Genomic DNA, 22,466 nt, shown 5'->3' on the forward strand with positions numbered 1-22,466 from the left:
CCCGCGGAGCGGGTACCTGAGCGCTGCGCGCTCAGGAGAGAACCGCCTCGCTGCGCTCGGCGGGGCTCGGCTTCGCCGAGCCAGGGCCGGCCCTTTGGGCCGGAGTCCTACGCTTCGCTCCGGACAAGGTTCGGGGCTCCGCTGCGCTCCACCCCGAACGACCCGCGGAGCGGGCCCGGGTGACCCCGCTCCGCGGGGTCCGGTCCTGCGGACCATTGGGCGAGTCCGCTCCGCTCCCTCGCCCCAGGTCCTTCCGGCTCCGCCTCCAGGACCAGCCCGCTACGCGGACGCCAGCAGCCTTAGCCCCCGTCGTCTGCACCAGAGCCGGCCTCGAACACCTCGCCCTGATCCGCGCCATCGACATCAACCAGACCCACAGGCTCATCAAGACCCACGACAGCCCCGCACACCGCCGATGCCGCCTCTACGCCCTCCCCGCCTGGCCCACCGCCAACCACTACCACCAGCTGAACAGCCGACCGCCCCAGAGCACCCTCCACCCCCTCATCACCAGCCAGCACGGAAACGAACTAGCCGACAGCGCCGCCGCCATCCGCGTACGCCTAAGCCCCTGACCAGCACAAACAACAACCCCGTGATACCAATCGCCGCAAACGACCAGCAAAAACGTCAAAAACGTCAGCACCAAATCGGCAACCACTGTCAGTGGAAAACAGCCCTCAAAACCAGCTCTGACCAGGGACAACCCCACCCCGGACCACCAACACCCAAACGCCAAACCACCACTGACAAACAAACATAGATCATCACCGGGCCGGATCCTGCGCTTCGCTTCGGACAGGTTCGGGGTGGGTCCGCTCCGCTCCCTCGCCCCAGGTCCTTCCGGCTCCGCCTCCAGGGCCAAGGGCCCGCTGACGCGGGCCGCCAGCAGGAGAACGGGGCCGGGTACCCGAACGGCCTGCGCCTCAGGCCTGACTGCCCCCGCGCTTCACGGGCTCCGGCTTCAGCCCTGTGAAGAGGACCCGCTTCACTACCCCAGTCCAGGCCCGCTTCGCCGACAGTCGCCGGCAATGAGCTGGATACGCGCGGCGGGGAACAGACCGGATTCGAACCGGCGTCATCCCCCCTTGTCGAGAAGGGCGCGTCGACCTCTGCGCTACAGCCCCCGCCGCGGTACACACAGCCTATGCGACCGGCCGCCGGAACTCGTCCAAGGCCAAGGCGCCTTGGACGGAGTGACCTGCAGGGGGCACGCCCTTGACCAAAGGCAACGCCACCCCGGACCACTGACACCGAAATTGCCGAGGGCGTTACTGGATGAGCGGACCTGATCGACCAGCGGCGCCTTGCGGCTTGCAGACAGCCCGCTCCGCGGGCAGCTAGCAGCAGTGCGAGCGGGTCGCAGTCTCTTGGTGCGGGGAGGGGCAATCTGTTTCCCCCTCCGCGCCTACTCCAAAGTGTCAGGCCCCGAGGCAGGGGCCAGCCCTCCTCGCCCGGGCCTGCGCTCAACGCGGGAGGTGACCCCCTTTCACGGGATCCGGGCCTCCGACCCGTCCGGGCGGGCCCGCTCCCCGACCTACCCGACTGGGATCGGGACCAGGACTGTAACTTGAACACGTTCAGCACATGGAGTGGCACGTACCAACCACAGGGGGCCTTCATTGAGTACGTCGGCAGACCACCGATCCAAGAGCAAGAGAGGGGCGTTGCTCATCCTCGTCATCGTGTCCGGCCTGATGATGTCCGCCGCATACTCGGCCGTCGACGCCCGTCACCTGGGAGACATGTCCACAGGAGTCCCATGCAAGAAAGCCGTGGAGTTCGCGATGGCCGAGCTCCCGGAACGGGCCACCAACGCCGAGTGCGAAAACTACGGCGTGATGGACCGCTCCTACAAAGGAACCTGGCGGATGCCTCAGGCTGATGTCGACACCTGGGTGACTCGATACTTCCCCGACCACGAGCCCCCGCCAGCCCCAGGCATACCTTCGGAATGCGAAGTCGACCTCTGCGTGACAGTCCATCGGGACCCCATGGCCGAAACCACAAAAGGCGCCTACGACATCGCACTGGACATCCACTTCACGCCCGACGGAACCGCACACGTCAGCTATTCATCCACCGACTACTGAAGACACAACCACAGGCAGGCACACCCACCGCACGAGCTCCGGCCACTCCACACCTCACCATCGTGCATCAAAATCTGATGAGGATAGAAATAGCTAAACAACCCACCCATCGACCGACGGGACAGGGCCGGATTGTCGCGGACCAACACACGGACCGCACTCCACTGTCCAGCGACCATTCACCCCGATGACACCAAACAGACCGCACCACAATGTCACCGCCAGCGCATCCAAACGTCCTCACCAGCAACAACGCTCCAACCACCCACGACAACAACCGCGGTACCCCAATGACACTCACACGCGGTGTCGCAGTCAGTTGGTAGGTCAGGTCCTTGCCCACCACGGCCTTGTGCGTGCGCCACCATCACCAGATCCGGCACGGGCGGCACGGTCCTGTCCGCGATCGTCGTCCGCCTCCTCTTCCGCAAGTGCCGGCCGACGACGTCGTTTACCCTCATCAGCCGGGTCACGCGCTTGCGGTTGATCCTGCGCCCTCTCGCCCTCAGCTCGGCATGGACGCGCGGGGCGCCGTAGGCGCCGTGGTGCTCGTGGTGGATGGCGCGGATCTCGCTCACGGGCCGAGCCTCCTCGGCCCGTCGCTCGGCGCGGTCCTGCTCGGTGGCCAGATGCCGGTAGTAGCTGGCGCGAGATGCCCCGAGCACCTGGCAGATCCGCTTGACGCCGAAATCGGCGCGGTTGTCGGAGATGAAGGCCCAGCGGCTGGGACTCACTTCACCTCCCGGGCGAAATAGGCGGCCGCCCGGCGAAGGATCTCGCGCTCCAGCCACTCCTGCTCAGCCTTGAGCAGGCGGGCGTTCTCCGCCCGCAGCCGGGCCAGCTCTACTGCCTCGACCGCACCGCCGCGGCCCTCGGGCACGGCCTGGGCCTCGGCCTTGCGGACCCCGTCCGCAGCGACTCCGCGGTGATACCGAGATCCGCGGCCACCGCAGCGTACGTCCGCTTGCCGGCCGCGGCGCGATACAGCGCAACCGCGTCCTTTCTGAACTCCTCCAGATACGAAGACTTACGCCCCACCTGGACATCCCTCCGTGAACCATCAAGATCCATTGTCAGGGTGTCCACTCCGAAGGATCAGCCTCAATCTTTCCCTGCACCGCGAGGGTGCCCAGGAGGCGCACATGCCGGGCGGCGAACCCCAGGCGCACACCGACAGCTCGGCCGACGCGTACCCGTACCGTGCGCGGCGCTGCTCCGCCCCGAACCAGCCCTGAAGCCCACGCGGCAGCGCTATCAGATCAGTGCAGCGGGGCTGCCTGAAGGTTCGGGCACTCACCGGTGTTCATCGGTTCAGAGGAAGCCGCCGAATCGTCCGCGGGCCCACAACCTTGACCGGATGAGGACTGCGCGTGGGGTCAGGCTCGGGTACCCAGCAGCGGGCGGGCAGGTGCGAGAGCGGGCGGTTCGTCAGCCGCACCGGTGACAGGTCACTGATTCGGCCCAGTGCCCGTGACGCGCGGGTGGCTAGGGCGGTTGTGGGGTGCGTCGTCCGTGCTGTCTTGCCCGGCAAATTGTGAGTGCAAGGAGATTTTGATGTTCCGTATCGCCAAGGCCGTAGCCGTTACCACCGCTGCCGGTGCCGTCCTGGCAGGCGGGGCCGGCATCGCCGCCGCCGACGCCACCGCCGAAGGCGCAGCCATCGGCTCCCCCGGCGTCCTGTCCGGCAACGTCGTCCAGGCCCCCATCCACATCCCCGTCAACATCTGCGGCAACACCGTCAACATCGTCGGCCTCCTCAACCCCGCCTTCGGCAACGTGTGCATCAACGACGGCGGCCTTAAGGACGGCCACTACAAGGGCCAGCAGCACGGCGAGTACTGACAAACGCCAGGCCCGGGGCCCGGCGCACTTCGCGAAGTCACCCCGGACCGCCATGTGAACCAGCCGCAACGCACAGCCCGGTACCGATCGGCCTGCCCCGCCTTCCAAGGGCAGGCCAACTTCCGTACCGGGCTGTGCGTTGCAGTGTGCGGGGTGAACGAAACGGCTCCGCCCTCGGGGAGGGGGGAGCCGTTTGCCGTGTGCGGTTGGAGGCGTGGGTCAGGCGTGGCTGTGGTGGTGGCGCTTGTCGCCGGTGACCAGGCGGTAGAGGGCGAGGAGGATGACGGAGCCGATGATGGCGGCGATCCAGGTGGAGAGGTCGAAGAAGCCGTCGATGGAGTCGACGCCGAAGATGACCTTGCCGAGCCAGCCGCCGAGCAGGCCGCCCGCGATACCGATGAGCATGGTGATGATGATGCCGCCCGGGTCCTTGCCCGGCATGATCGCCTTGGCGATGAGGCCCGCGAGCAGCCCTATGAGAATCCAAGCCAGAATGCCCATGACGCGTCTCCTACCTCGATGTATAAAGCTGTTGTCAGTGATCGTGTGCACCGCGACGCCGTTTTCAAACGCCCCACTCCTCTGATCCCGGGACTCGCGACGGGAACAGAACTCCGTAGGGTTTTCGCCTTCACGCTCTGGGAACAGCCAGTCCTTCCGACCGATGCCGGGGCCGGGTCCTCGACGGCGCCCGCCGCGAGGTGAGCGAAACGCTCGCCGCGCACCGATAACGGAACGAAGAACGCCGGGACCAAGTGCCGGGCACCACCGCTGCGGCAGCGATCCTTCCGCTCGCCGCGGCCCATGTCGATTCCCAGCCGGGGGCCAGTTCTACGCCGTACCGGGTCGGGGAACATCGCCGGGCGGTGACCGGTGGAACCGGTCCGGGGCGCGGTCCGCGTGCGCGTACCCTGCCGGGACGGCGTGTGCCGCCCCGGCAGGGTTCCTGTGCTGCTTGGCTTATGGGGCGGGGGTGCCCCGGCGTACTACCTGGGGGTCGTGGGTGCCTTTTCTGTTGCCGGTCTGGGGGTCGATGCGGAAGATGCCGCTGGCTCCTTCGATGACGTTGGTGGTGTCGAAGAGGTAGAGCTGTGCGCCGACCGCCTGGCTGGTGGGCGGTGTTCGGGGGGGGGGTCGATGGCATTGCGGACGGCCAGGCTTGCGGCGAGGACGGCATCGTGTGCCATGACCGCCCACCCGCTGGAGAGGTGGTTTATTTCGAACTGCAGTCCGTGGTGGGCGCGGCCGAAGTCGTCGGCCAACGTCTGGAAGAGACTACGGTCGGGGTTGGCGCTGTCACCGAGCCGGCCGGGGTCGGCCAGGGGCACGTAGAGCAGCGACGTCACCAACCCGCCCGCCACGGGCCCGGCGAAGACCGAGAAGGTCATGGCGATCATCGTCGCGATCCTCAGCGCGATCACCGCCGTCTTCGTCGCCTATACGCTCACCCGCCACCTCGGCGGCACCCCCCTCGCGGGGATCGGCTTCTCCGACGGTTCCTTCACTGCGACCCTGGGGATCGTCGCCACCATCGAGAGGGAGCTCGGCCTCCTCTGACCCCCACGCACCCAGCGAGAATCAGCGTGGCGCTCGGGTTCCCCCTTCGGGGAGCCCGAGCGCCGTTGTCTCTCTCCTGGCGGGCAGGGCGTCACAGGACCTACCGGGGCTGGGCGGCTATGGGCGATGGGTTCCCTTGCGTACGACCTGGGGGTCATGGGTGCTCTTGCGGTTGCCGGTCTGCGGGTCGATACGGAAGACGCCACCGGCTCCCGTGACGACGTTCATGCTGTCCAGCAGATAGAGCTGGTCTCCCACCGCGCGCACGCTGGGCGGTGTCCGGGACGTGCCGGTGGCGTTGCGGATGGCCTGCTTCGCCGTGAGCACGGCGTCGTGTGCCATGACAGCCCAACCACTGGCCAGATGGCTTTTGTCGAACTCCTGTCCGTAGTGGGTGCGGGTGAACTCGGTGGCGAAGTCCTGGTACAGGGTCTGGTCGGGATTGCCGCTGCCGGCGAGCTGGTCGGGGTCGGCGAGCGGAACGTAGAGCACCGAGATGGGGGCCGCGGGGTCGTTCAGTCCCTCGGTCTTGGGGTCCAGGGTGGCCGCGTCGGAGCCGGTGACCACCGTGATCGGCGTGGTGCGGCACGGGCGGGCGTGCAGCTTCTCGATGAACTTCTGCAGGTATGTCGCGCGGCCGGCGTAGAACACCACGTCAGATTTGGGGCTGCCGCACGTGTTGTTGGCGATGGTGGTCAGGCTGCTGTCCTCGGCGCCCTCCTCGACCGTGAAGTTGAACGAGAGTCCTCCCGCCTCCAGGTAGGGCAGCAGGCCCATGTCCGGGTTGCGGATGGCCGCTTCCTGGGACTGCGTGTAGAAGTCGGGCTTTCCGTCCGGGGTCTCGGGCGCGCTGACCAGGACCCCCGCCTTCATCTCGGGATGCTTGCCCAGTTCCTGGGCGAGCGCCTTGAACTGCGTGCTGACGTTGGGGGCCACCCGTACCAGACCCGGAATCGCGGCGCCGTGGTCGATCGCCCCGCTCTTGTCGAAACCGTCCGCGGTGATCACGTCGCCGACCATCGGAATGTGCGCCTGCGACAGTGAGCGCGCGGCGTCCATCGACTCCTGCTGGCTCAGGCCCATCCCGGTCACCGCGACGAGCCGGTCACTTCCGCCGGTCATCGACTTGAGCTGGTCGACGACGGCAGGCCAGTTCGACTCGTTGCTGCCCATGTTGGCCAGCACCAGCCGGACCCTGGGGTAGGCGTTGTCCTTGTTGGCCTCGTGCTGGGCGATGAAGGCCCCCTCGACCTGATGCACCGCGCGGTCGCCCGTCAGGCTCGTGGCGCCCTTGGTCAGCGGCGCCATCAGCGCCACCGTGACGTAACCACCGGCCTTCGCCACCGCCTGGTTCTCGGCATCGATCGCAGCCAGGACCGGCTCAAGCTCCTTGCCCAACACGCCGTGGCCGTCGCTGCCGTCGGTGACCCCCGAACACTCACCGCCCAGCACCGTGCGCAGTGCCGGATTCGTGGTCCCGCAGTGGGCGCTGTACCACCACATGCCGCCGCCGGCGGCCGGGGTCACGATCGCTGCCGCGGTCAGCGCGACCAGCCAGCGCCGGGGCACAGGCCGGGGAAGCCGGTCACGCACGGACCGAAGAAGCCGGGCTGAACCGGAGGACCCCTTAACTTCGGAGTCCTCACCCCCCTTCGAGGCCGGAGGATCCGTCTGCGGGGGCACGGCCTCCTTCACGGGCACGGCGTCCTCCGGCGCCCCCAGGGGGGCCCGGCCGTCTGCCAGGGTCTGCCACACCTTCATCCACAGGGCCTGGTCGGCTTCCTCCACCCCGCAGACCCTGAGCAGCTGCTCCACGAACTCGGCCTTCGGGAGCTTGTCCCGGGACAGGGTCGCCGCCACCGTGGCCTTCGGCAGCGGCAGACCCCCCAGCACTGCTGCCTTGCCGGCGACCTGGTCCAACGACAATCCCATGGATCTCGGGACGCCGGACAGCAGCCCGCGGAACTCCTGGTGAGTTTCGATCGTGTACAGCTGCTCCCGCCAGGCGGCCGCGCCACCGGGCCCCGTCAGGCCCGTCACGCCGCCCCCCCGGGAAGGGCCGCGGCGGGCCGGTCGAGCCAGGAGCTGATCTGGACGGCCGCGCCGGCCGCAACCGTGACGAGTCCGAACGCGTCGAGCATGGACTGGCCGGACTTCAGGAGGGCGACGACGACCGCCACCACCACCACGAAGACGACCACTCGAAGGCCGCCGGATAGCGAAGCCGTCCCGCAGGACGGGGCGCCGGCAGCAGACCGGCTGTGACGCCGGGAAGATCGATGAACGTGCATGAGAAGCCTCCTGGGCGACGCGGGATGCAGGGCCAGGCCCGAGCGGTGCTTTACCGGAGCGCCGAGTTACGGGCCGTGATGGAAATCAAGCGTGGGGTGATCGGCCAACGCCTGGCAAGCACTTGACCCCACTGGAACATGCAGCCCCCAAATCCGTTCCCAGCACGGGCGTTCCGCGCCCGAACGCTCAGGATTCCGTCCCCGGTCGCGAGCGTCCGACCAGTTCCGTCACCGGTGCCACAACCGGTCTGCGGGCGTTCCGCACACGGCCCCACCGCCACACCTTCCAAGACGCCGGCCTGGTCATTTGGCATTCGGAACACGGCGGAACGGCCATTCGATCTTGCTATTGCCCGCCGACCGTGGTGAGACTGAACGCCTGCAGCCGCTCCCCCGGGGCGGCCGCGGCCGTGAAAAGCCCCGTCAAGTCCTCCTGGGCCAGGCGCGGACACCGCACGGAAATGAGAGGGCCCCTGTACCGGCAGGGGCCCTCTTCCGTACACGCTCCGCAACCACCGCCGCCATTCCGAACAAGCCCCGCCGAACCCGGCGATCGTACCGACCACACATGCCCCAGGCATGCTGAAGGACCAAACGCACCATCAGCCCAGCCAGGGCCGATCGACGAGCTGCTCCATATCGCGCACTTCGGCTAGACACGTGCCCGTGCCCCTCCGCGGGATGCCGGAGGGGCACGGGCACATTCGGAGCGAGTCAAACGGCAGGCGCAGGGGCTCAGTGGCCGCAGGCCGGCTTGGGGTGGTCGAGATAGGCCCAGGTGTCCGGGCCGACTTGTCCGTCGGCCTTGAGGCCGCTGCAGGCCTGGACCGTCTTGACCGCGGCCTCCGTACCGGAGCCGAACTCGCGTCGACTGTGAGGGACTGGCTGTCGTTGTAATTGAGCAGGCACTGGATCTGAACGACCACAAGGATGTGGCTGCCGTTCGACCCACCGGCGGGTGGGTTGGGGCGAACTCCGGTCTCGACACAGATCGGGGCTGCGCAGCAACAGCTGCGCAGCCCCGATTCGGTACGCCTCAGACTCCCGCCGCCGTCACCGGACAAGTCCGGCGTCCGCTGTTCCGGTCAGTACGGGCACCCGCACACGTCGATCGCGGTCCCCTCGGTCCTGCGGGCGGGGTGGTGAACGTCAGGCCGGGGTGATGTTCTCCGCCTGGGGGCCCTTCTGGCCCTGGGTGACGTCGAACGTCACGCTCTGGCCCTCCTGGAGCTCGCGGAAGCCCGAGGCGTTGATCGCCGAGTAGTGGGCGAAGACGTCCGGGCCGCCGCCGTCCTGGGCGATGAAGCCGAAGCCCTTCTCCGCGTTGAACCACTTCACAGTTCCCGTAGCCATGTCTCATGCCTTCCAGTCGAGGAACGCCTCCCACGCGATGCGGAAGGCGGAGGTGATCGCCCTGGTTCCTGCGGCACAGCACAGCAAAACACCCACGCCGAAGGCGTGGGCAAAGGGAACTTCCGAACCACGACAGCTGACACAGACGCTACACGCCCACCACACCCCGTCACCAGAGGAAACGAGCACACGTCACGCCTTGGACCAGTGCGCGCACGCCCGCCGAGGACCGGCGGGCGCGCCCCGACTCAAGCCGCGACCGTGGGGTTCACCGGTTCGGCGGCGCGGCGGTATTCGGCGTTGAGGCGCTGCGCTTCCCCGAGCTGGTCCTCAAGGATGACGATCCGGCAGGCGGCCTCAATCGGGGTGCCCTGGTCGACGAGTTCGCGGGCGCGGGCGGCGATCCGAAGCTGGTAGCGGGAGTAGCGGCGGTGTCCGCCCGCGGAACGGAGCGGTGTGATCAGGTGTGCTTCTCCGATGGCGCGGAGGAAGCCCTGGGTGGTACCGAGCATCTCGGCGGCCCGGCCCATCGTGTAGGCGGGGTAATCATCATCGTCGAGACGGCCGAACGAGTCGTCTGCGGTCATCGCACCTCTTTCTGGAGCACGCGGAGGGGCCCTGGTGCCAATGGCACCAGGGCCCCGAAGGAACTGCTACACCATCTGCCGGCCCTGGTACTGCGCCGGCCTTCTCTGTCCGCAGGCCCGACCTGAATGCTGTCGGGGGTGCGGGGATCGCGGATGCGTGACCGGAGACCACCTCACTATCGATGTCCTGCGGTACCCGGACTCGCGTGGCGTCCGGGCGATCCTGATGGCGCTTTCGCTCCTCCGTTCATCCCTCTGGGATCACTTCACTTACCAAACGGGTACTGCTCTCACTGCTGTACTGCGAACTGCTGGTGGCCTCTCTCAGCGCCACTTCGGCAGCCAGCCCCGTCGCCCATCCTGCATCTGCTCTGGCTTAGAACCCCACTGCCGAACCTCCCGGTGCGCGCGCCCGCAGCCGACGCCTTCACCGAGGTGCTGCTCACTGACTTCACTGCTGGGTACTGCGAACTGCACTTACTACGGGGGTACTACCACTGCGTTTACTGCGGTACTGCTCGTGGCGGCCCCTGATCACTGCGGGCCACCCGGTCCGGCCGTCAGTCCCGTCGCCGTCCATCAACAACCCTGGCTTCGGAACTCCACCACCGCACCGTCCTACGCACTGCAACTGCGGGTTGCTACTGCCTGGCAGTTCGTCTCTGCCGGGCCCTGCGGTCCTTCTGGGTTACGAGAGAAACCATAACCACACCACCACCCAATGTCTACTCCGGCCGACATAGATTTTCGCGTATCCGGTAGTGAGGTAATCGACCTCGACAGCGACGCGGGCAGGGTGCAAGGCGGTCATCGCCGGGTTAACCGCCACAGGCCGGGGCACAAGCGCCAGGCCGAGGGCCAGGCAGCGACGATCCAGACCAGGGTGACCTGCTGGACACGATGACCGTCACCCTCGCAACCGCCCGCTCCTCGACATCCGTGGCCAGCGCACGCGAGAGCGCCCCACTTCCTCGAAGATCTCGCCCCGGCGCTTGCAGCCGAGGCCGCTGACCCGGTGGTCCTGGTGGTATCGGAACTCGTTACCAACGCCCTGCGCCACGGCGGCGGCACCTGCGCCTTGAACCTGACTGCGCACCCGAACAGCACCGAGGTGGCCGTGCATGACAGCAGTCCGCGGGCCCCGCGCATGCGCACCCCGATTTGAACGGCGGCACCGGAGGATTCGGCTGGTGTCAACCGCTTCACCGACGAGGAATGCCTCAAGAGCCACGTCGTCGGCATCGACGTGAACATGGCCTTCGCTGCCGGCTCCAACGGTACCGTCGTCGGCCTGGGCGCCCCCGTCCACGTGAAGAGCCCGGCCTTCGACCCGAAGGTGCCGGGCTCGTGGCTCGTTGACCTCTCCCACGTCGAACTCGACCCCCGGCTGCCCTCGCCTTTCACGCGCACCGGCGAGCGCCCGGAGGGGCCGGCCTGGTACGCGACGCCGTCCTTCGCCTACGCCGTCAAGCTCGGCTATCGGTGGCACCGGTCGAGGCGTACCTGCGCCCCGACAGCGGCCGCTACCTGGACCCCTGGTACACGCGACTGAAGGACGCCTACCTGGCCACGATGGCCGACCTCGGCGTCACCGCCGACCTGGAGGGCCAGGCGTTCCTCGACGCCATGGCCGCGTCCAAGACGGTGGCCCCGGGGATGACGATGGCTCCACGCGATCAAGGCGACCGCCAAGGGGGGCATCGGCAAGCTCCGCGAGCGGCCGCGCGACACCCCGCTCGGCCAGCCCTGGCCCGCGTTGTCGCGACCGACATGGCGCCCCGACATCCGGGCTGCGATCCTGTCGACGAGCCGGATCATCATGCACCGCAAGATCATGAAGATGGCCGCGCGCGGTCTGTACCCGGTGGCCATCAACTCGAACTGCATCGTCTATCCCTCCGACGGCCCCAGCCCGCTCGACTTCCTGCCCGCCACCCCCAGGCCCGGCGAGTTCCGGCTCGGCGTCACCCCCGGGCTGGTCAAGCACGAGGGCAGCCAGACCACCCTGTGGGCCGAGGCCCAGTACGAGCAGGACGGCCCGCACACCAACATCGCCCGCATCATCAAGAGCGGCGGCCACACCGCCGCCGACGACGGGGAGTAGACCGTGGGCAAGCTTGGGGACCGCCTCGACCAGGCGGTGGCGAAGGCGTTCACACGCCCCGCCCCCAAGTCGGCGCAGGCGCAGATGAAGTACCTCGTCAAACAGCTCAAGTCCACCAAGGCCGCAGCCGACGCCCTGGGAGTCTCCCAGCGCACCGTGGTCCGACGGTCCACTCCAGCACCTGCCCGATCGCGCGCTCGTGCGCCGCCTCGATCACCAGCCAGGCCGTCATCGAGTCGGCGTCGTGCAGTTCCCGCTCGCCGTCCTGACCGTTGTCGCCACCCTGCCCGCCCTGACCTGCAATGAAGCGATCGGGCGGTGAAGCGGCTGGTCGGTCAAGTACGGCTGCTGGAGGGGCGGCTGCTGGCTGCAGGCCGGGCTCAGCCCGCTGATCTGGACTCGTTCACCGCCGAGCAGCGGAAGCTGGGCCGGGCGGTCAGCCCCGGTTGGCAGGCCCGCGACGATCGTCCTCCCTGCGGACGCGCACGCGTTCCGTACCCCTGTTCCTCGCCGCGCTGCTCGCGGCCTGACGGAGGCGTCACCGTCCGCCCCGCCCCTACCCGGCCCACCGGAGCCTCGTCCGCCGAGGTGCCGGGGACCACAAGCAGCCCCCTCCCGCCTGCCCGAGCCCATCCACCGCGGTGAGGGGCTGGTGTCCCGGTGCCCGTTCCGTGGTGGCACGGGGCCGCCAGGCGTGGGGTGGCCTTAGTCGTCGTTTGCGGCACCGCGATCGGGTGCGCTCATGTCCCCCGTTGCGGGAGTGCCGTCGGCGAGCCCGTAGCGCAGGTACACGGTGCCCTTCGGGCTGGCCACCGGGGGTGCGAGGAGCGTGACGTTGGTGGGCACCGCGCCACCGTCGAACACCTTCTTCCCGACGCCGAGCACGATCGGGTGCAGCCAGAGGTCGAGACGGTCGAAGAGCTTCTCGCGCAGGAGGGTCTGCACGAGGTTCAGGCTCCCTACGACCTTCACGTGCTCATGCCGGTCACGGATCTCACGCACCGCGTCGGCAAGGTCCGGGCCGAGCTGCGTGGACCCGGCCCACGAGAGGTCGGGCCTGCCGCGCGAGGCCACGTACTTCGGGACGCTGTTGAAGAGCGCGGCGAACTCGCCGTCCTCGCCACCCTCCTGGTGGGGCCAGTAAGCGGCGAAGATGTCATACGTCCGCCGGCCGAGCAGAAGGGCGTCCGTGCCCTCATAGGCGGCACCGACCTGCGCCCCGGCCACCTCGTCCAGCAGGGGCGCCTGCCAGCCGCCGAACGGGAACCCCACCGGGTCCTCGTCGGGGCCGCCCGGCGCCTGCCCGACGAGGTCGAGAGTCGCGAACAGCTCGATATGGATGAGGCCCATGGCTTACTCCCGATGAGTCGGTTGTCCCCGTCAAGACATAGACCTACGGGCGCCCTCAGACTCATCGCCACGACGGAACCCGGCTTCGCCCAGTCGGGGGTTAGGCAGTCCGGCCGAAGAGGAGCCAGCCCTGTATCGCGGCCTGGACGGCGTGGGGTCGCCGGTGGGGTCTTCGCTGCCCGTCGGAGCACGGCCGTGCGGCGTCGGCCGATGGACTGCCCGGCCTGGGGTGGCGAACGGCCAGGGCGGGTACCTCCGCGGTCCGATGTACGCCGAAGGGATGCCCGCGGGCGGGTCGGTTAGCGGTGGCGGCGGTGTAGGAGCGCGAAGGCGGTGAGGGTCGCGGCGGCGGCGAGAGTCAGCAGGATTGTGCTCTCGATCAGTTGCAGCGGCCAGAAGTGGGACTCGGGGTGGTATCGGATCCCGGTGGGGTCGACCGGACCGGAGAAGCGCCAGTTGTCCCCGCCGCGTGGGGAGCCGTCGAGGGCGGGCCAGAGTCGGGGGCGGAGCAGGAGGATGACCGCCTCGATGATCCCGACCGCAGTCATGGCCGCGGCCATGGCGGGCACCGTGCGTCCGATCAGCAGGCCGGCCACGGCGCCGGTGGTGATGCCGAGGAGGGCGTAGCCCACGGCCACCGGCCCGATCACCCCGTAGACGGGGAGGCTGTGCCATGGGATGGGGTACCAGGTGTCCAGCGTTCCCCGCCGGATCCAGGCCGCCAGGAGCACGAATGCGGGCAGGACAAGGAGTACGGCGGCGGCCGGTACGGCCAACTTGGCGGCGAGCCAGCGGGCCGGACTGACCGACTGGGTCCACTGGAGTCGGTAGGTGCCGGATTCCAGCTCGCGCCCGATCAGCGGGCCCGCGACAAACGCACCGAGGAGCAGGGGCAGCGCAGTCACGGCGAGCGCGACGAAGTGGAACATCTTCTGGACATACAAGCTGCGGGAGAGGAAGCCGCGGACTTGGATGCCGCATCCGGGCACCGTCTTCTCCACCTTGCAGCCGGTCGCAGCGAGGTCCGCGGCCAGGGACTGGACGTACCAGCGGCCGGCGGGCAGGGCGAGCGCGGCGAGCAGCACCAGGGCGAGTGCGGCCCACAGAACGTGGCGGTGCAGGGCGATGGTGACGCGAAGGGGTCCACGCAGATCGGCGAGTGTCATGCTGCTGCCTCCACGGCCGGGGTGAGCAGGGCCGGGACGTCCGGGGCCGCCAGGTGGGCGAGCACCAGTTCTTCCAGAGTGGGTTCGATGGCCTGCCAGCTGTCGCCGCTGGTGTTCACGGGTCCTTCGGGGCGGATCAGGGCGGTGAGTTGGCGTCCGGTGGAGCGCGTGGTGACCACGGTGTGCGGGGCCAGGTCGCGGATCGGGCCGGTTACCAGGGTGTGGGCTTGCAGCAGATGGTCGACCGAGCCGCCGAGTCGGACGCGTCCGTCATCGATCAGGAGCAGGTGGTCACAGGCGTCCTCCAGCTCGGAGAGGATGTGCGAGGACATGAGGACGGTGGTGCCGTGTGCGGCGGTCGTCGCCAGCAGGGCCCCCATCAGTTCGCGGCGGGCGAGCGGGTCCACATCGGACAGTGCTTCGTCCAGGAGCAGCAGCGTGGGCCGTTTACCGAGGGCCAAGGCCAGGGCGAGCCGGGACCGCTGGCCCCCGGACAGGCCGCGGACGCGTCGGGTCGGATCGAGGCCGCCGGCTTCCATGATCTTGCCTGCGGCGGCCGGGTCCCAGCGGTCGGGGTTCAGGTCGGCGCCCATGCGCAGGGTTTCGGCCACCGTCAGTTGCGGGTAGAGCGGCTTGTTCTGGGCGACGTAGGCAATGGCCTCACGGGCCGGGGTCGTCAGGGAGCCCTCGGTGGGCTTCAGTACGCCCGCGACCATGGCCAGCAGGGTGGACTTGCCGGCCCCGTTGGGGCCGATCAGGGCGCATATGCGGCCGGCGGGCACCCGGAAGGAGCAGTCCCGCAAGGCCCAGCCGCCGCGGCGGAACCTCCGTCCGAGGCCGTGCGCTTCGATGGCTGCCGTCATTCTTCGTCCCCCTGGTTCGGTTCACCGTCGGATCCGCTCAGTACGGAGGTGAACAGTGCGGTGATGTCGTCCTGCTCCAGGCCCGCCCGCCGGGCCCGTGCCAGCCACTGGGCGAGCTCGGTGCGCAGCGCGCCGTCTGCCGCCCTGCCCTCGCCCAGCGTCCGGCGGACGAAGGTGCCGAGGCCTCGGCGGCCTTCCACCAGGCCTTCACGTTCGAGTTCCCGGTAGGCCTTGAGCACGGTGTTGGGGTTGATGGCGAGGGCCTCGACCACCTCACGGGCAGTGGGCAGCTGGTCCCCCGGCTCCAACAGGCCCAGGCGCAAGGCCTGTTTGGTCTGTTGCACGATTTGGAGATAGGTGGCCACACCACTGCGCCGGTCGATGCGGTACTCGATCACGCCTACTCATCCCCCTTTCACTAAGCAAGTAGTGAAACCTGGGGAGTTTCGACTGTCAAGAGCGCTCTGGTGCGTGGGAGCTGCGGCCGGGAGGGCAGGGCCTCTGCTATCCCGGGAGGTGGAAGCCGTTGAAGAGGTCGTCCATGCCGCGTAGGGCGAGGGGGGTGGGGTGGCTTGGACCGTGAGGTCGCGGGCCGCTACGGCCAGGGGGTTGCGGAGGGTGCCCAGGCGGCCTACGCGGCGGGCGCGGAGGCGGATGGCGTTGGTGCGGTCGCGGCGGGCGGCGGTGTATGCGGCGAGGGCGGTCGGGATGGAGGTGGGGGTGTGGGTGTCGTGTTCGGCGGGGAGCAGGTGGGCGAGGACCACCGCGTCCTCGATGGCCTGGCAACCGCCTTGGCCGAGGTTGGGGGCCATGGCGTGGGCGGCGTCGCCGACCCAGGCGATGCTGCCGTGGTGCAAGCGGGGGAGCGGGGCGGCCAGGTCGTAGAGGTCGTTCTGGAGGACGTCGGCGGGGGCGAGGCGCTGGACGCGGTCCAGGAGGGCCGGGATCGGGTCGTGCCACGAGCCGAAGCGGTGGCGGAGTTCGGCTCGGGGGTCGGCTGAACGGGTGCCGGCTGGGGCGACCGCGGTGGCGTAGAGGTAGAACCGGCCGTCGGAGAGTGGGGTGATGCCGAACCGCTCACCTCGGCCCCAGGTCTCGCTCATGGCGGGTATCCGGAGGTCGGGGGCGTCAACGAGGGTCCGCCAGGCGGTCTCACCGATGTAGTGCAGGCCGGGGTGGGCGGGGAAGTACGCGCGGCGCAGCGGGCTGTGGATGCCGTCGGCGGCGACGACCAGATCGGCGGGGAGGTCCGGGCCGGCTGCCGTACGGACGGTGGGGCGACCCGCGGTGTCGTCGACGGCGGTCACGGCGGTGCCGTAGCGGATGGTCTCCGGCGGCAGGGCGGCGGCGAGGGCGGCGGTGAAGGCCGGGCGCGGGACGGCGATCGGGGGCGTGCCGTAGCGGGCTGCCATGTCGGCGGTGGCGGTCCGGGTGAGCCACCGGCCGTCGGGGCGGCGCACCCCCATCGTGGTGGCTATCGCGCTGCCGGCGGCGCGGGCGGCGTCGACTCCGATGGCGTCGAGGGCGCGCAGGGCGTTGGGGGCGAGGCCGATGCCGGCGCCGGTGGTGGGGAGTTCGGGGGCGCGTTCGCAGACGGTGACGTGCCAGCCGCGGCGATGCAGTGCGAGGGCGGCCGTGAGGCCGCCGATGCCCGCCCCGGCTACTACCGCGTGACGTTTTGGCATGAGCCACCTCTCCGCTCCGGTCGGGCACCTGTTTGAGATCGGCCTGGGGCTTCCCGGCTCCTCAGCGGGGGGTGAAGGCGGGGGCGTTCTCGGTGGCCCACTGGCGGTAGGTGCGGGCGGGGTGGCCGAGGAGGGTGTGGGTGGTGTCGTGGACGGCTTCGGGGGTGCGGTCGGCGGCTTCCCAGTAGTCGAGCAGCGAGGAGACCATCGGCGGGGGCATGTGGTGGGCCATCTGCTGCTCGGCCTCGGCGCGGGTGATCTGCTCGACGGGGATGGCGCGGCCGAGGGTGTCGGCGAGCAGGGCGAGCTGTTCGCGGAAGGTGAGTGACTCGGGGCCGGTCAGGGTGACCGCGCGGCCGGTGAGGGAGGTGCCGGTCAGGGCCTCGGCGGCGATGTCCGCGATGTCCTCGGGGTGGATGGTCGCGATGTGCGCGTCGGGGTAGGCGAGTCGGATCGGCTGCCCCTGGCTGATGGAGTGCGCCCAGCCGAGGGAGTTGCTGGCGAAGGCGCCCGGGCGCAGGAGCGTAGAGGTGAGGGCGGAGGAGGCGAGGGCTCGCTCGACCCGGAGGCTGTGGCTCGCGAGCGGGTCGTTCTCGGCGTCCGGTCCGAGGACGGAGGACGAGGAGAGCAGGACGACGTGCTCGACGCCGGCGGCCTCGGCGGCCTTGATCAGCTCGTCGATGCCGGAGGGCTCGGGGTAGAGGAAGACCTGGCGGACGTCGCGGAGGGCGGCCTCGAAGGTCTCGGGCCGGGTGAGGACGAGTTCGGCGCTCTCCACGCCGTCCGGGACCGTCAGGGCCGTGGGGCGGGCGCTGGCGGCGCGGAGGGGGAGTCCGAGGGCGTGCAGACGGCTGATGACGGCTTGGGCGATCTGGCCTCGGGCGCCGGTGATGAGGGTGGTCACGAGAAATCGGTCCCCGTTCGGGTGTTGTGGTGCACTGAATTTGGATGCTGAAGACATATGCATGCTTGCATGCATGCGTTTTCAGGTCAACACATGTATTCGTGCGGTCATCTAGGTACGCTGATCGCATGACGAAAGACGAGCCGGTGACGGGTGACGAGCTGCTGGACGCCGTCGGCCCGGCGTTCGGGAAGCTGCGCCGCTCCTCGCTCCTGGACGTCGCGGACCCCATGTCCCCGAAGGACCTGGGGCGCACACTGGTCCTCAACGTCGTCATGGAGGCCGAGCAGCGCGATGCCGGTGAGGTCACGGTCGGCGCCGTGGCCGAACACCTGGGCGTGGACCCGTCCGTGGCCAGCCGCATGGTGTCGGACTCGATCAAGGCCGGCTACCTCGTGCGCGCCGCCTCGCAGCAGGACGGCCGGCGCACGGTCCTCCACCTCAGCGACGAGGGCCGGGAGCTGATGGCCCGCTTCCGTCGGCACCAGCGCTCGGCCTTCGAGTACATCACCGCGGACTGGTCCGAGCAGGAACGTCTGGACTTCGCCCGGCTCATGCTGAAGTACGTCGCCTCCCAGGAAGCCATCCGCCAGCGCTGAGCGGATCGTTGCGCCTTCTCTTCCCTGCGCCCTTCTGCATGGCATTTGTCCGGATATGCCGCCGGTGCGTCGTCCATGGCGCGCTGGAAGTGCCTCCAGCAAGGTCCGTCCGCCCTGCGTCGTGGCGCTGGAGTGCTTCAGAGGGCCCTTCTGGGGCCTGCCGGCGGGCTTGGGGTGCCGCAGGGGCTTCTCCCGCGCCGTGGAGGGTCTGACGGGCCATGGGGGGGGGGGGTCGGTTCTTGTCCGCCCCCCTCCCTCGGTACCCGGTCCCCCGGACCAGGTACTGAAGCCGCGTACGCACGCTTCGGTCCCTGACGCTTCAGTCACTGCATAAACCTGCAGGTCAAGGTGGGTACCGGCTGGTTCACAGGGACTGGAGGGACTCAACTTTCCAGTTATGAGCCAGATATGAACAAGGCACTCCTTACATACGCCCGCGCATACACACGCACACGTGAGAGCTGGAAGTACCGACTCTGAGTCCCTTCAGTCCCTGACGCGAAGATCAAAACGCTGTGACCTGCACGTTTTCTCAGGGACTGAAAGGAGAGGGACTGAACGAGGGTCTCGGCCGTTCAGTACCTGAGGGAGGGAAGATTTGGGGGTGATCAGGGGTGGATGCGGTGATGCGGGTGGTTTTGGATTCGCGGCAGGGACCGGGGCGACACGCCCGGGTGGGGTGGGGGTTGCCGGTGGAAGCGCTGGAAGGTGAACAGCGGGAACGGAGGGACTGAAGGGACTGAAATGTCGATACGGCAGCGATTCCGGGGTGGGTGCCGGTGATCTCTGCGGTAATCTCCGCGATAGTGAATCTTCAGTCCCTCTGGTCCCTGGGACCTACACCGCGTCGAGGAAGAGCCAGTGCCGGTCCAGCCCGAGAAGCCGCCGCAGGGTGCGAGCGGCGGGACGGCGATGGACGTGGCCGGCTGGCTGGCCTTGCGGGGGTACCCCGTGCATCCGCTGGCCCCGGGAACGAAGACGCCTGCCGCCAACTGCCCGGAGTGCCGGGGCAGTGAGCACGCGCCCGAGGCGTGCCCGTGTCACGCCGAGCGTCGTTGGTGTCACGGGTTCCACGCCGCGACCACGGACCTTCGCACGGTGCGCGCATGGTGGGAGGCCGAACCCAGGTTCGGGATCGGTGTCGCCACCGGGCCCGCCGGGCTCGTGGTGATCGACGTGGACGCCCACGGCGCGTCCCTCCCCGACCGGCAGCGGCTGCTTCCGGGTATTCCCATCGACGACCGCGTCGACCTGACCGGTCTGCAGAGCGGATTCGACACCTTGGCGCTTCTGGCCGCTCACAGGTCCCGGCCCAACCCGTGCGAGGACACCTCGACGCTGCGCGTACGGACGCCCTCCGGCGGGATGCACATCTGGTACCGGGCGCCCAAGGACGGGGCGCGGTTCCGGTGCTCCAGCGGGTCGAGCTCCCGGGTGGCGCTGGCCTGGCAGGTCGATGTCCGGGCGGACGGCGGCTACATCGTGGCGCCGAGCACGCGTACCGCCGCCGGGGTGTACGAGGCCCTGCCCGGGGCGCGGGTGCCCGCGGCCCTGCCGTTGTGGCTGGCGGCCGAGCTGGTGCGGACCGGGCACGGCGGGGAGTCCCGTGGGGAGTCCCGTACGGCCGCGGCCATCCCGGCGCAGCAGCGTCCGCGGCGGGGCGGAGGGCGGCGGGTGCTCGCCTCGCTGCTCGACGAGGTGCGGGCCTGCGCGGCCAGTCCCTCCGGGACGGCGTTCAGCGAGAAGCTCAACCGGGCCGCCTTCACCGCGGGCGGCCTGGCTGCGGCCGGGCACCTCGGCGTGGCGGAGTGCCGCCGTCTGCTCCTGGAAGCCGCGGACCTGGCACGGCCCCACCAGACGCGGCGCAACGCCCTCATCGTCGACGCGGGGCTGCGTGCCGGAAGCGATCGACCGATCCAGCCCAAGGACCGCCCATGAGCAGCGCCGGAAGCACGGGGTTCAACGCCCAGGCGGCGGCGGAACAGCTCGCCGCGTTCTCCGCCGAGACCGCGGCGGCCGGTCGGCGGCTGCCCGCGCAGCAGAGTGCGGCGCCCGTCGCTGCCGCGGCGGACTTCGTTCAGGCCGGGCTGCTGAACAACCTGACGGACCGCGGGAACGCCAAGCTGTTCGCGTACCTGCACCACGACCGGTTCCGGCACGTCGAGGGACTGGGCTGGTACGTGTGGGACGAGTACCGCTGGAAGCGCACGGGCGGGGAGAAGGCCGCGATCTGGGCGGCCGGCGACATGGCGGAGGAACTGCCCACCCACGACCCGCGGGGGATCTTCACCGACCGGGAGCTGGCCCAGCACCGCAAGCGGGCCATGTCCACCTCGGGCGTCAAGGCCATGCTCACGCAGGCCAAGGCCTCCCCCGAACTCGCCCTCGACCCCGACACGCTGGACGGCGACAAGTACGCCCTTTGCACGCCGGCGGGTGTCGTGGACCTGCGTACGGGCGACCTGCACAAGCCCGACCCGACCCGGGACCTGCACTCGCGCGCGACGCACCTGGCGCCCGAGGCCATGCCGACGCCGCGGTTCCACCGGTTCCTCGACGAGACCTTCGGCGAGGACGACAAGGGCAAGGAGATGATCAACTTCCTTCATCTCCTGCTCGGCTACAGCATCACCGGCGACGTGGGCGGGCAGGTGCTGCCGTTCCTGTACGGGGTCGGCGCGAACGGGAAGTCCGCGCTGCTCGACGTCGTGATCAAGATCCTCGGTGACTACGCGGACGTGGCGCCGCCCGGGTTCCTGATGGAGCGCGGCAAGTTCAACGAGCACTCCACCGAGCTGACGGAGCTGCACGGCCGGCGGCTGTTCGTCTGCAGCGAGCTCAAGCCCCACGACAAGTTCGACGAGGCCCGCGTCAAGCTGCTGACCGGCGGCGACCGGCTCAAGGCACGCCGGATGAGGCAGGACTTCTTCAGCTTCGAGCCGACCCACAAACTGTGGCTGCTGGGCAACCACCGGCCGGAAGTCGGCACGGGCGGCCACGCCTTCTGGCGGCGGATCCGGCTCATCCCCTTCGAGCGGGTCGTCCCCGACCACCGCAAGATCGACAATTTGGCCGAGGAGCTCGTCCACGACGAGGGCCCCGGCATCCTGCACTGGATGATCCAGGGCGCCAAGGCCTACCTCGCCACCAAGCCGTCCCTGACCGGTCCCAGCGTCGTACGGACGGCCACCCAGGCGTACGCCACCACCGAGGACCACATCGGGCGGTTCCTGGCCGAGTGCTGCACCACTGGCGCCGACCTGGCCGACCCGCGGGACCTCAAGGTCGAGCAGGGCGCCCTGTACCGCGCCTACAGCGCCTGGTGCAACGACGGGGAGGGCCTGCGGCCCGCGACGACCCGCGCGTTCGCCACCCGGATCCGTGCCGAGGTCGGCGTCGCCTCGCCGAACGAGATGCTCCGCTCGAACGGGCAGAAGTTCTATCCCGGGTTGGCCCTGCTCGCCGACGAGGACCAGGTGCCGCGCGAGGCGAACAGGGCAACCACGAGGTGACGGGCCCGTGCGTGCGGCCGCCCCGCCGCGGGCACGCCTACGATGGACAAGGAAGATGAACGAATCCACCACCCGGTCGCGCCGCACAGGCGGCGGCTGCATAACGACACCGGCGCCGCCCGCGGCGTGGAGGAATCAGGGGCCCTGCGGGGCCGACGTGCATGAGGAGGGACCCACGCCATGAGCTCGCTACTGTCAGCAAGCGATCTCGCCCACGAGGACAAAGTGGTGTGGCTGGAGAACCCCGAAGAGCTCGACTACGTCCGCCAGGCCCTCGACAAGACCCCGCGCCGCCGGGGCAAGCCCCGCTACCACCGCGACGGGCGCATGATCGGTTTCACCGAGCTCGGCGACACGGCGGAGGCCGACCCCGACAGCGGGCTCCAGAAGCGGCGCGTCTTCTACCTGCTCCCCCACGACCGGGACGCCGAACCGGACGGCCTGTACCGGGAAGGGGCCCCGGGTGAGGCCGTGGACCCCCGTACGATCCAGCCGCGGCAGGTCGGCCGGAAGACGGAACGCTCGCAGCGGGGGCTCTCCGCGCCGACGGTCGCCTGATC

General features: G+C 69.4%; 19 protein-coding genes and 4 pseudogenes. 10 read left to right on the top strand and 13 right to left on the bottom strand.

Translation table 11 applies throughout. From position 1 onward, the window contains the following. The first annotated feature begins 1,667 nt into the window (after positions 1 to 1,667). Positions 1,668 to 2,093, top strand: coding sequence for a hypothetical protein (locus AC0666_RS33295; RefSeq protein ID WP_478709031.1), 426 nt, complete (start codon positions 1,668 to 1,670; stop codon positions 2,091 to 2,093). Positions 2,094 to 2,458: 365 nt separating this feature from the next. Here AC0666_RS33295 and AC0666_RS33300 read toward each other — a convergent pair. After that, positions 2,459 to 3,131, bottom strand: a pseudogene (locus AC0666_RS33300) (IS3 family transposase); the annotation flags it as partial. A 516-nt stretch (positions 3,132 to 3,647) separates the two neighbouring features. Here AC0666_RS33300 and AC0666_RS33305 point away from each other — a divergent pair. Further along, on the top strand, positions 3,648 to 3,935 hold the full coding sequence (locus AC0666_RS33305; protein WP_468974375.1) for a chaplin: 288 nt from the start codon (positions 3,648 to 3,650) through the stop codon (positions 3,933 to 3,935). Positions 3,936 to 4,154: 219 nt separating this feature from the next. Here the strand turns inward: AC0666_RS33305 and AC0666_RS33310 are convergent, their stop codons facing one another. Continuing rightward, a complete protein-coding gene (locus tag AC0666_RS33310) occupies positions 4,155 to 4,436 on the bottom strand; it encodes a GlsB/YeaQ/YmgE family stress response membrane protein (RefSeq protein WP_468974377.1) in 282 nt (93 codons plus the stop codon). Between the two features lie 885 nt (positions 4,437 to 5,321). Between AC0666_RS33310 and AC0666_RS33315 the strand changes: the two genes are divergently transcribed. Beyond that, positions 5,322 to 5,492, top strand: coding sequence for a hypothetical protein (locus AC0666_RS33315; RefSeq protein WP_468974379.1), 171 nt, complete (start codon positions 5,322 to 5,324; stop codon positions 5,490 to 5,492). Positions 5,493 to 5,609: 117 nt separating this feature from the next. Here AC0666_RS33315 and AC0666_RS33320 read toward each other — a convergent pair whose 3' ends face one another. From AC0666_RS33320 to AC0666_RS33340, 5 genes are all read right to left on the bottom strand, one after another. Further along, positions 5,610 to 7,532 carry an ABC transporter substrate-binding protein gene (locus AC0666_RS33320; RefSeq protein WP_478709032.1) on the bottom strand — a complete coding sequence of 641 codons (1,923 nt, stop codon included), beginning with the start codon at positions 7,530 to 7,532 and terminating at the stop codon, positions 5,610 to 5,612. Then, positions 7,529 to 7,693, bottom strand: coding sequence for a hypothetical protein (locus AC0666_RS33325; RefSeq protein ID WP_468974385.1), 165 nt, complete (start codon positions 7,691 to 7,693; stop codon positions 7,529 to 7,531). The genes AC0666_RS33320 and AC0666_RS33325 overlap by 4 nt, the downstream gene beginning before the upstream one ends. Positions 7,694 to 8,518: 825 nt before the next feature. Next, positions 8,519 to 8,692 (bottom strand): peptidoglycan-binding domain-containing protein, encoded by a 174-nt coding sequence (locus tag AC0666_RS33330; protein ID WP_468974387.1) that lies wholly within the window; start codon positions 8,690 to 8,692, stop codon positions 8,519 to 8,521. 240 nt (positions 8,693 to 8,932) lie between these two features. Then, positions 8,933 to 9,136, bottom strand: coding sequence for a cold-shock protein (locus tag AC0666_RS33335; protein WP_329274233.1), 204 nt, complete (start codon positions 9,134 to 9,136; stop codon positions 8,933 to 8,935). A gap of 248 nt (positions 9,137 to 9,384) precedes the next feature. Next, positions 9,385 to 9,723, bottom strand: coding sequence for a MerR family transcriptional regulator (locus tag AC0666_RS33340; protein ID WP_468307274.1), 339 nt, complete (start codon positions 9,721 to 9,723; stop codon positions 9,385 to 9,387). Between the two features lie 891 nt (positions 9,724 to 10,614). On the opposite strand from AC0666_RS33340, the pseudogene AC0666_RS33345 reads away from it, so the two are divergent. The 3 pseudogenes from AC0666_RS33345 to AC0666_RS33355 all read left to right on the top strand — a co-directional run. After that, a pseudogene (locus AC0666_RS33345) lies at positions 10,615 to 10,914 on the top strand (ATP-binding protein); the annotation flags it as partial. Between the two features lie 13 nt (positions 10,915 to 10,927). Next, positions 10,928 to 11,827: pseudogene (locus tag AC0666_RS33350) on the top strand (telomere-associated protein Tap); the annotation flags it as partial. 3 nt (positions 11,828 to 11,830) lie between these two features. After that, positions 11,831 to 11,992, top strand: a pseudogene (locus AC0666_RS33355) (telomere-protecting terminal protein Tpg); the annotation flags it as partial. 540 nt (positions 11,993 to 12,532) lie between these two features. On the opposite strand, the gene AC0666_RS33360 reads toward AC0666_RS33355, so the two are convergent. From AC0666_RS33360 to AC0666_RS33385, 6 genes are all read right to left on the bottom strand, one after another. Next, positions 12,533 to 13,177 carry a dihydrofolate reductase family protein gene (locus AC0666_RS33360; protein ID WP_478709033.1) on the bottom strand — a complete coding sequence of 215 codons (645 nt, stop codon included), beginning with the start codon at positions 13,175 to 13,177 and terminating at the stop codon, positions 12,533 to 12,535. Between the two features lie 299 nt (positions 13,178 to 13,476). Beyond that, positions 13,477 to 14,343: a hypothetical protein gene (locus AC0666_RS33365; RefSeq protein WP_478709034.1), complete on the bottom strand. Its 867-nt coding sequence runs from the start codon at positions 14,341 to 14,343 to the stop codon at positions 13,477 to 13,479. After that, on the bottom strand, positions 14,340 to 15,206 hold the full coding sequence (locus tag AC0666_RS33370) for an ABC transporter ATP-binding protein (protein WP_478709035.1): 867 nt from the start codon (positions 15,204 to 15,206) through the stop codon (positions 14,340 to 14,342). The genes AC0666_RS33365 and AC0666_RS33370 overlap by 4 nt, the downstream gene beginning before the upstream one ends. Further along, positions 15,203 to 15,604 carry a GntR family transcriptional regulator gene (locus AC0666_RS33375; protein ID WP_361725355.1) on the bottom strand — a complete coding sequence of 134 codons (402 nt, stop codon included), beginning with the start codon at positions 15,602 to 15,604 and terminating at the stop codon, positions 15,203 to 15,205. Before AC0666_RS33375 ends, AC0666_RS33370 begins: the two co-directional genes overlap by 4 nt. Positions 15,605 to 15,610: 6 nt before the next feature. Further along, entirely contained in the window at positions 15,611 to 16,891 is a 1,281-nt protein-coding gene (locus AC0666_RS33380; RefSeq protein WP_478709036.1) for an FAD-dependent monooxygenase, read from the bottom strand. A gap of 61 nt (positions 16,892 to 16,952) precedes the next feature. After that, a complete protein-coding gene (locus tag AC0666_RS33385) occupies positions 16,953 to 17,795 on the bottom strand; it encodes an NAD(P)H-binding protein (RefSeq protein WP_478709037.1) in 843 nt (280 codons plus the stop codon). A gap of 128 nt (positions 17,796 to 17,923) precedes the next feature. On the opposite strand from AC0666_RS33385, the gene AC0666_RS33390 reads away from it, so the two are divergent. The 4 genes from AC0666_RS33390 (at position 17,924) to AC0666_RS33405 (ending at position 22,464) form a co-directional block, all read left to right on the top strand. Then, positions 17,924 to 18,394 (top strand): MarR family winged helix-turn-helix transcriptional regulator, encoded by a 471-nt coding sequence (locus AC0666_RS33390; protein ID WP_478709038.1) that lies wholly within the window; start codon positions 17,924 to 17,926, stop codon positions 18,392 to 18,394. A 918-nt stretch (positions 18,395 to 19,312) separates the two neighbouring features. Then, positions 19,313 to 20,332 carry a bifunctional DNA primase/polymerase gene (locus tag AC0666_RS33395; protein ID WP_468974401.1) on the top strand — a complete coding sequence of 340 codons (1,020 nt, stop codon included), beginning with the start codon at positions 19,313 to 19,315 and terminating at the stop codon, positions 20,330 to 20,332. Further along, complete coding sequence (locus AC0666_RS33400; RefSeq protein ID WP_361725367.1) at positions 20,329 to 21,906, top strand: DNA primase family protein; 1,578 nt, start codon at positions 20,329 to 20,331, stop codon at positions 21,904 to 21,906. The genes AC0666_RS33395 and AC0666_RS33400 overlap by 4 nt, the downstream gene beginning before the upstream one ends. A 180-nt stretch (positions 21,907 to 22,086) precedes the next feature. Beyond that, positions 22,087 to 22,464 carry a DUF6009 family protein gene (locus tag AC0666_RS33405; RefSeq protein WP_361725370.1) on the top strand — a complete coding sequence of 126 codons (378 nt, stop codon included), beginning with the start codon at positions 22,087 to 22,089 and terminating at the stop codon, positions 22,462 to 22,464. The last annotated feature ends 2 nt before the right edge of the window (positions 22,465 to 22,466 follow it).

The sequence above is a fragment of the Streptomyces sp. NPDC043680 genome, assembly GCF_056436685.1.

Coding starts and splice junctions, on each gene's coding strand:
- AC0666_RS33400 (WP_361725367.1), top strand. CDS start 20,329: ATGAGCAGCGCCGGAAGCACGGGGTTCAACGCCCAGGCGGCGGCGGAA.
- AC0666_RS33310 (WP_468974377.1), bottom strand. CDS start 4,436: ATGGGCATTCTGGCTTGGATTCTCATAGGGCTGCTCGCGGGCCTCATC.
- AC0666_RS33340 (WP_468307274.1), bottom strand. CDS start 9,723: ATGACCGCAGACGACTCGTTCGGCCGTCTCGACGATGATGATTACCCC.
- AC0666_RS33365 (WP_478709034.1), bottom strand. CDS start 14,343: ATGACACTCGCCGATCTGCGTGGACCCCTTCGCGTCACCATCGCCCTG.
- AC0666_RS33380 (WP_478709036.1), bottom strand. CDS start 16,891: ATGCCAAAACGTCACGCGGTAGTAGCCGGGGCGGGCATCGGCGGCCTC.
- AC0666_RS33360 (WP_478709033.1), bottom strand. CDS start 13,177: ATGGGCCTCATCCATATCGAGCTGTTCGCGACTCTCGACCTCGTCGGG.
- AC0666_RS33370 (WP_478709035.1), bottom strand. CDS start 15,206: ATGACGGCAGCCATCGAAGCGCACGGCCTCGGACGGAGGTTCCGCCGC.
- AC0666_RS33315 (WP_468974379.1), top strand. CDS start 5,322: ATGGCGATCATCGTCGCGATCCTCAGCGCGATCACCGCCGTCTTCGTC.
- AC0666_RS33335 (WP_329274233.1), bottom strand. CDS start 9,136: ATGGCTACGGGAACTGTGAAGTGGTTCAACGCGGAGAAGGGCTTCGGC.
- AC0666_RS33305 (WP_468974375.1), top strand. CDS start 3,648: ATGTTCCGTATCGCCAAGGCCGTAGCCGTTACCACCGCTGCCGGTGCC.
- AC0666_RS33405 (WP_361725370.1), top strand. CDS start 22,087: ATGAGCTCGCTACTGTCAGCAAGCGATCTCGCCCACGAGGACAAAGTG.
- AC0666_RS33390 (WP_478709038.1), top strand. CDS start 17,924: ATGACGAAAGACGAGCCGGTGACGGGTGACGAGCTGCTGGACGCCGTC.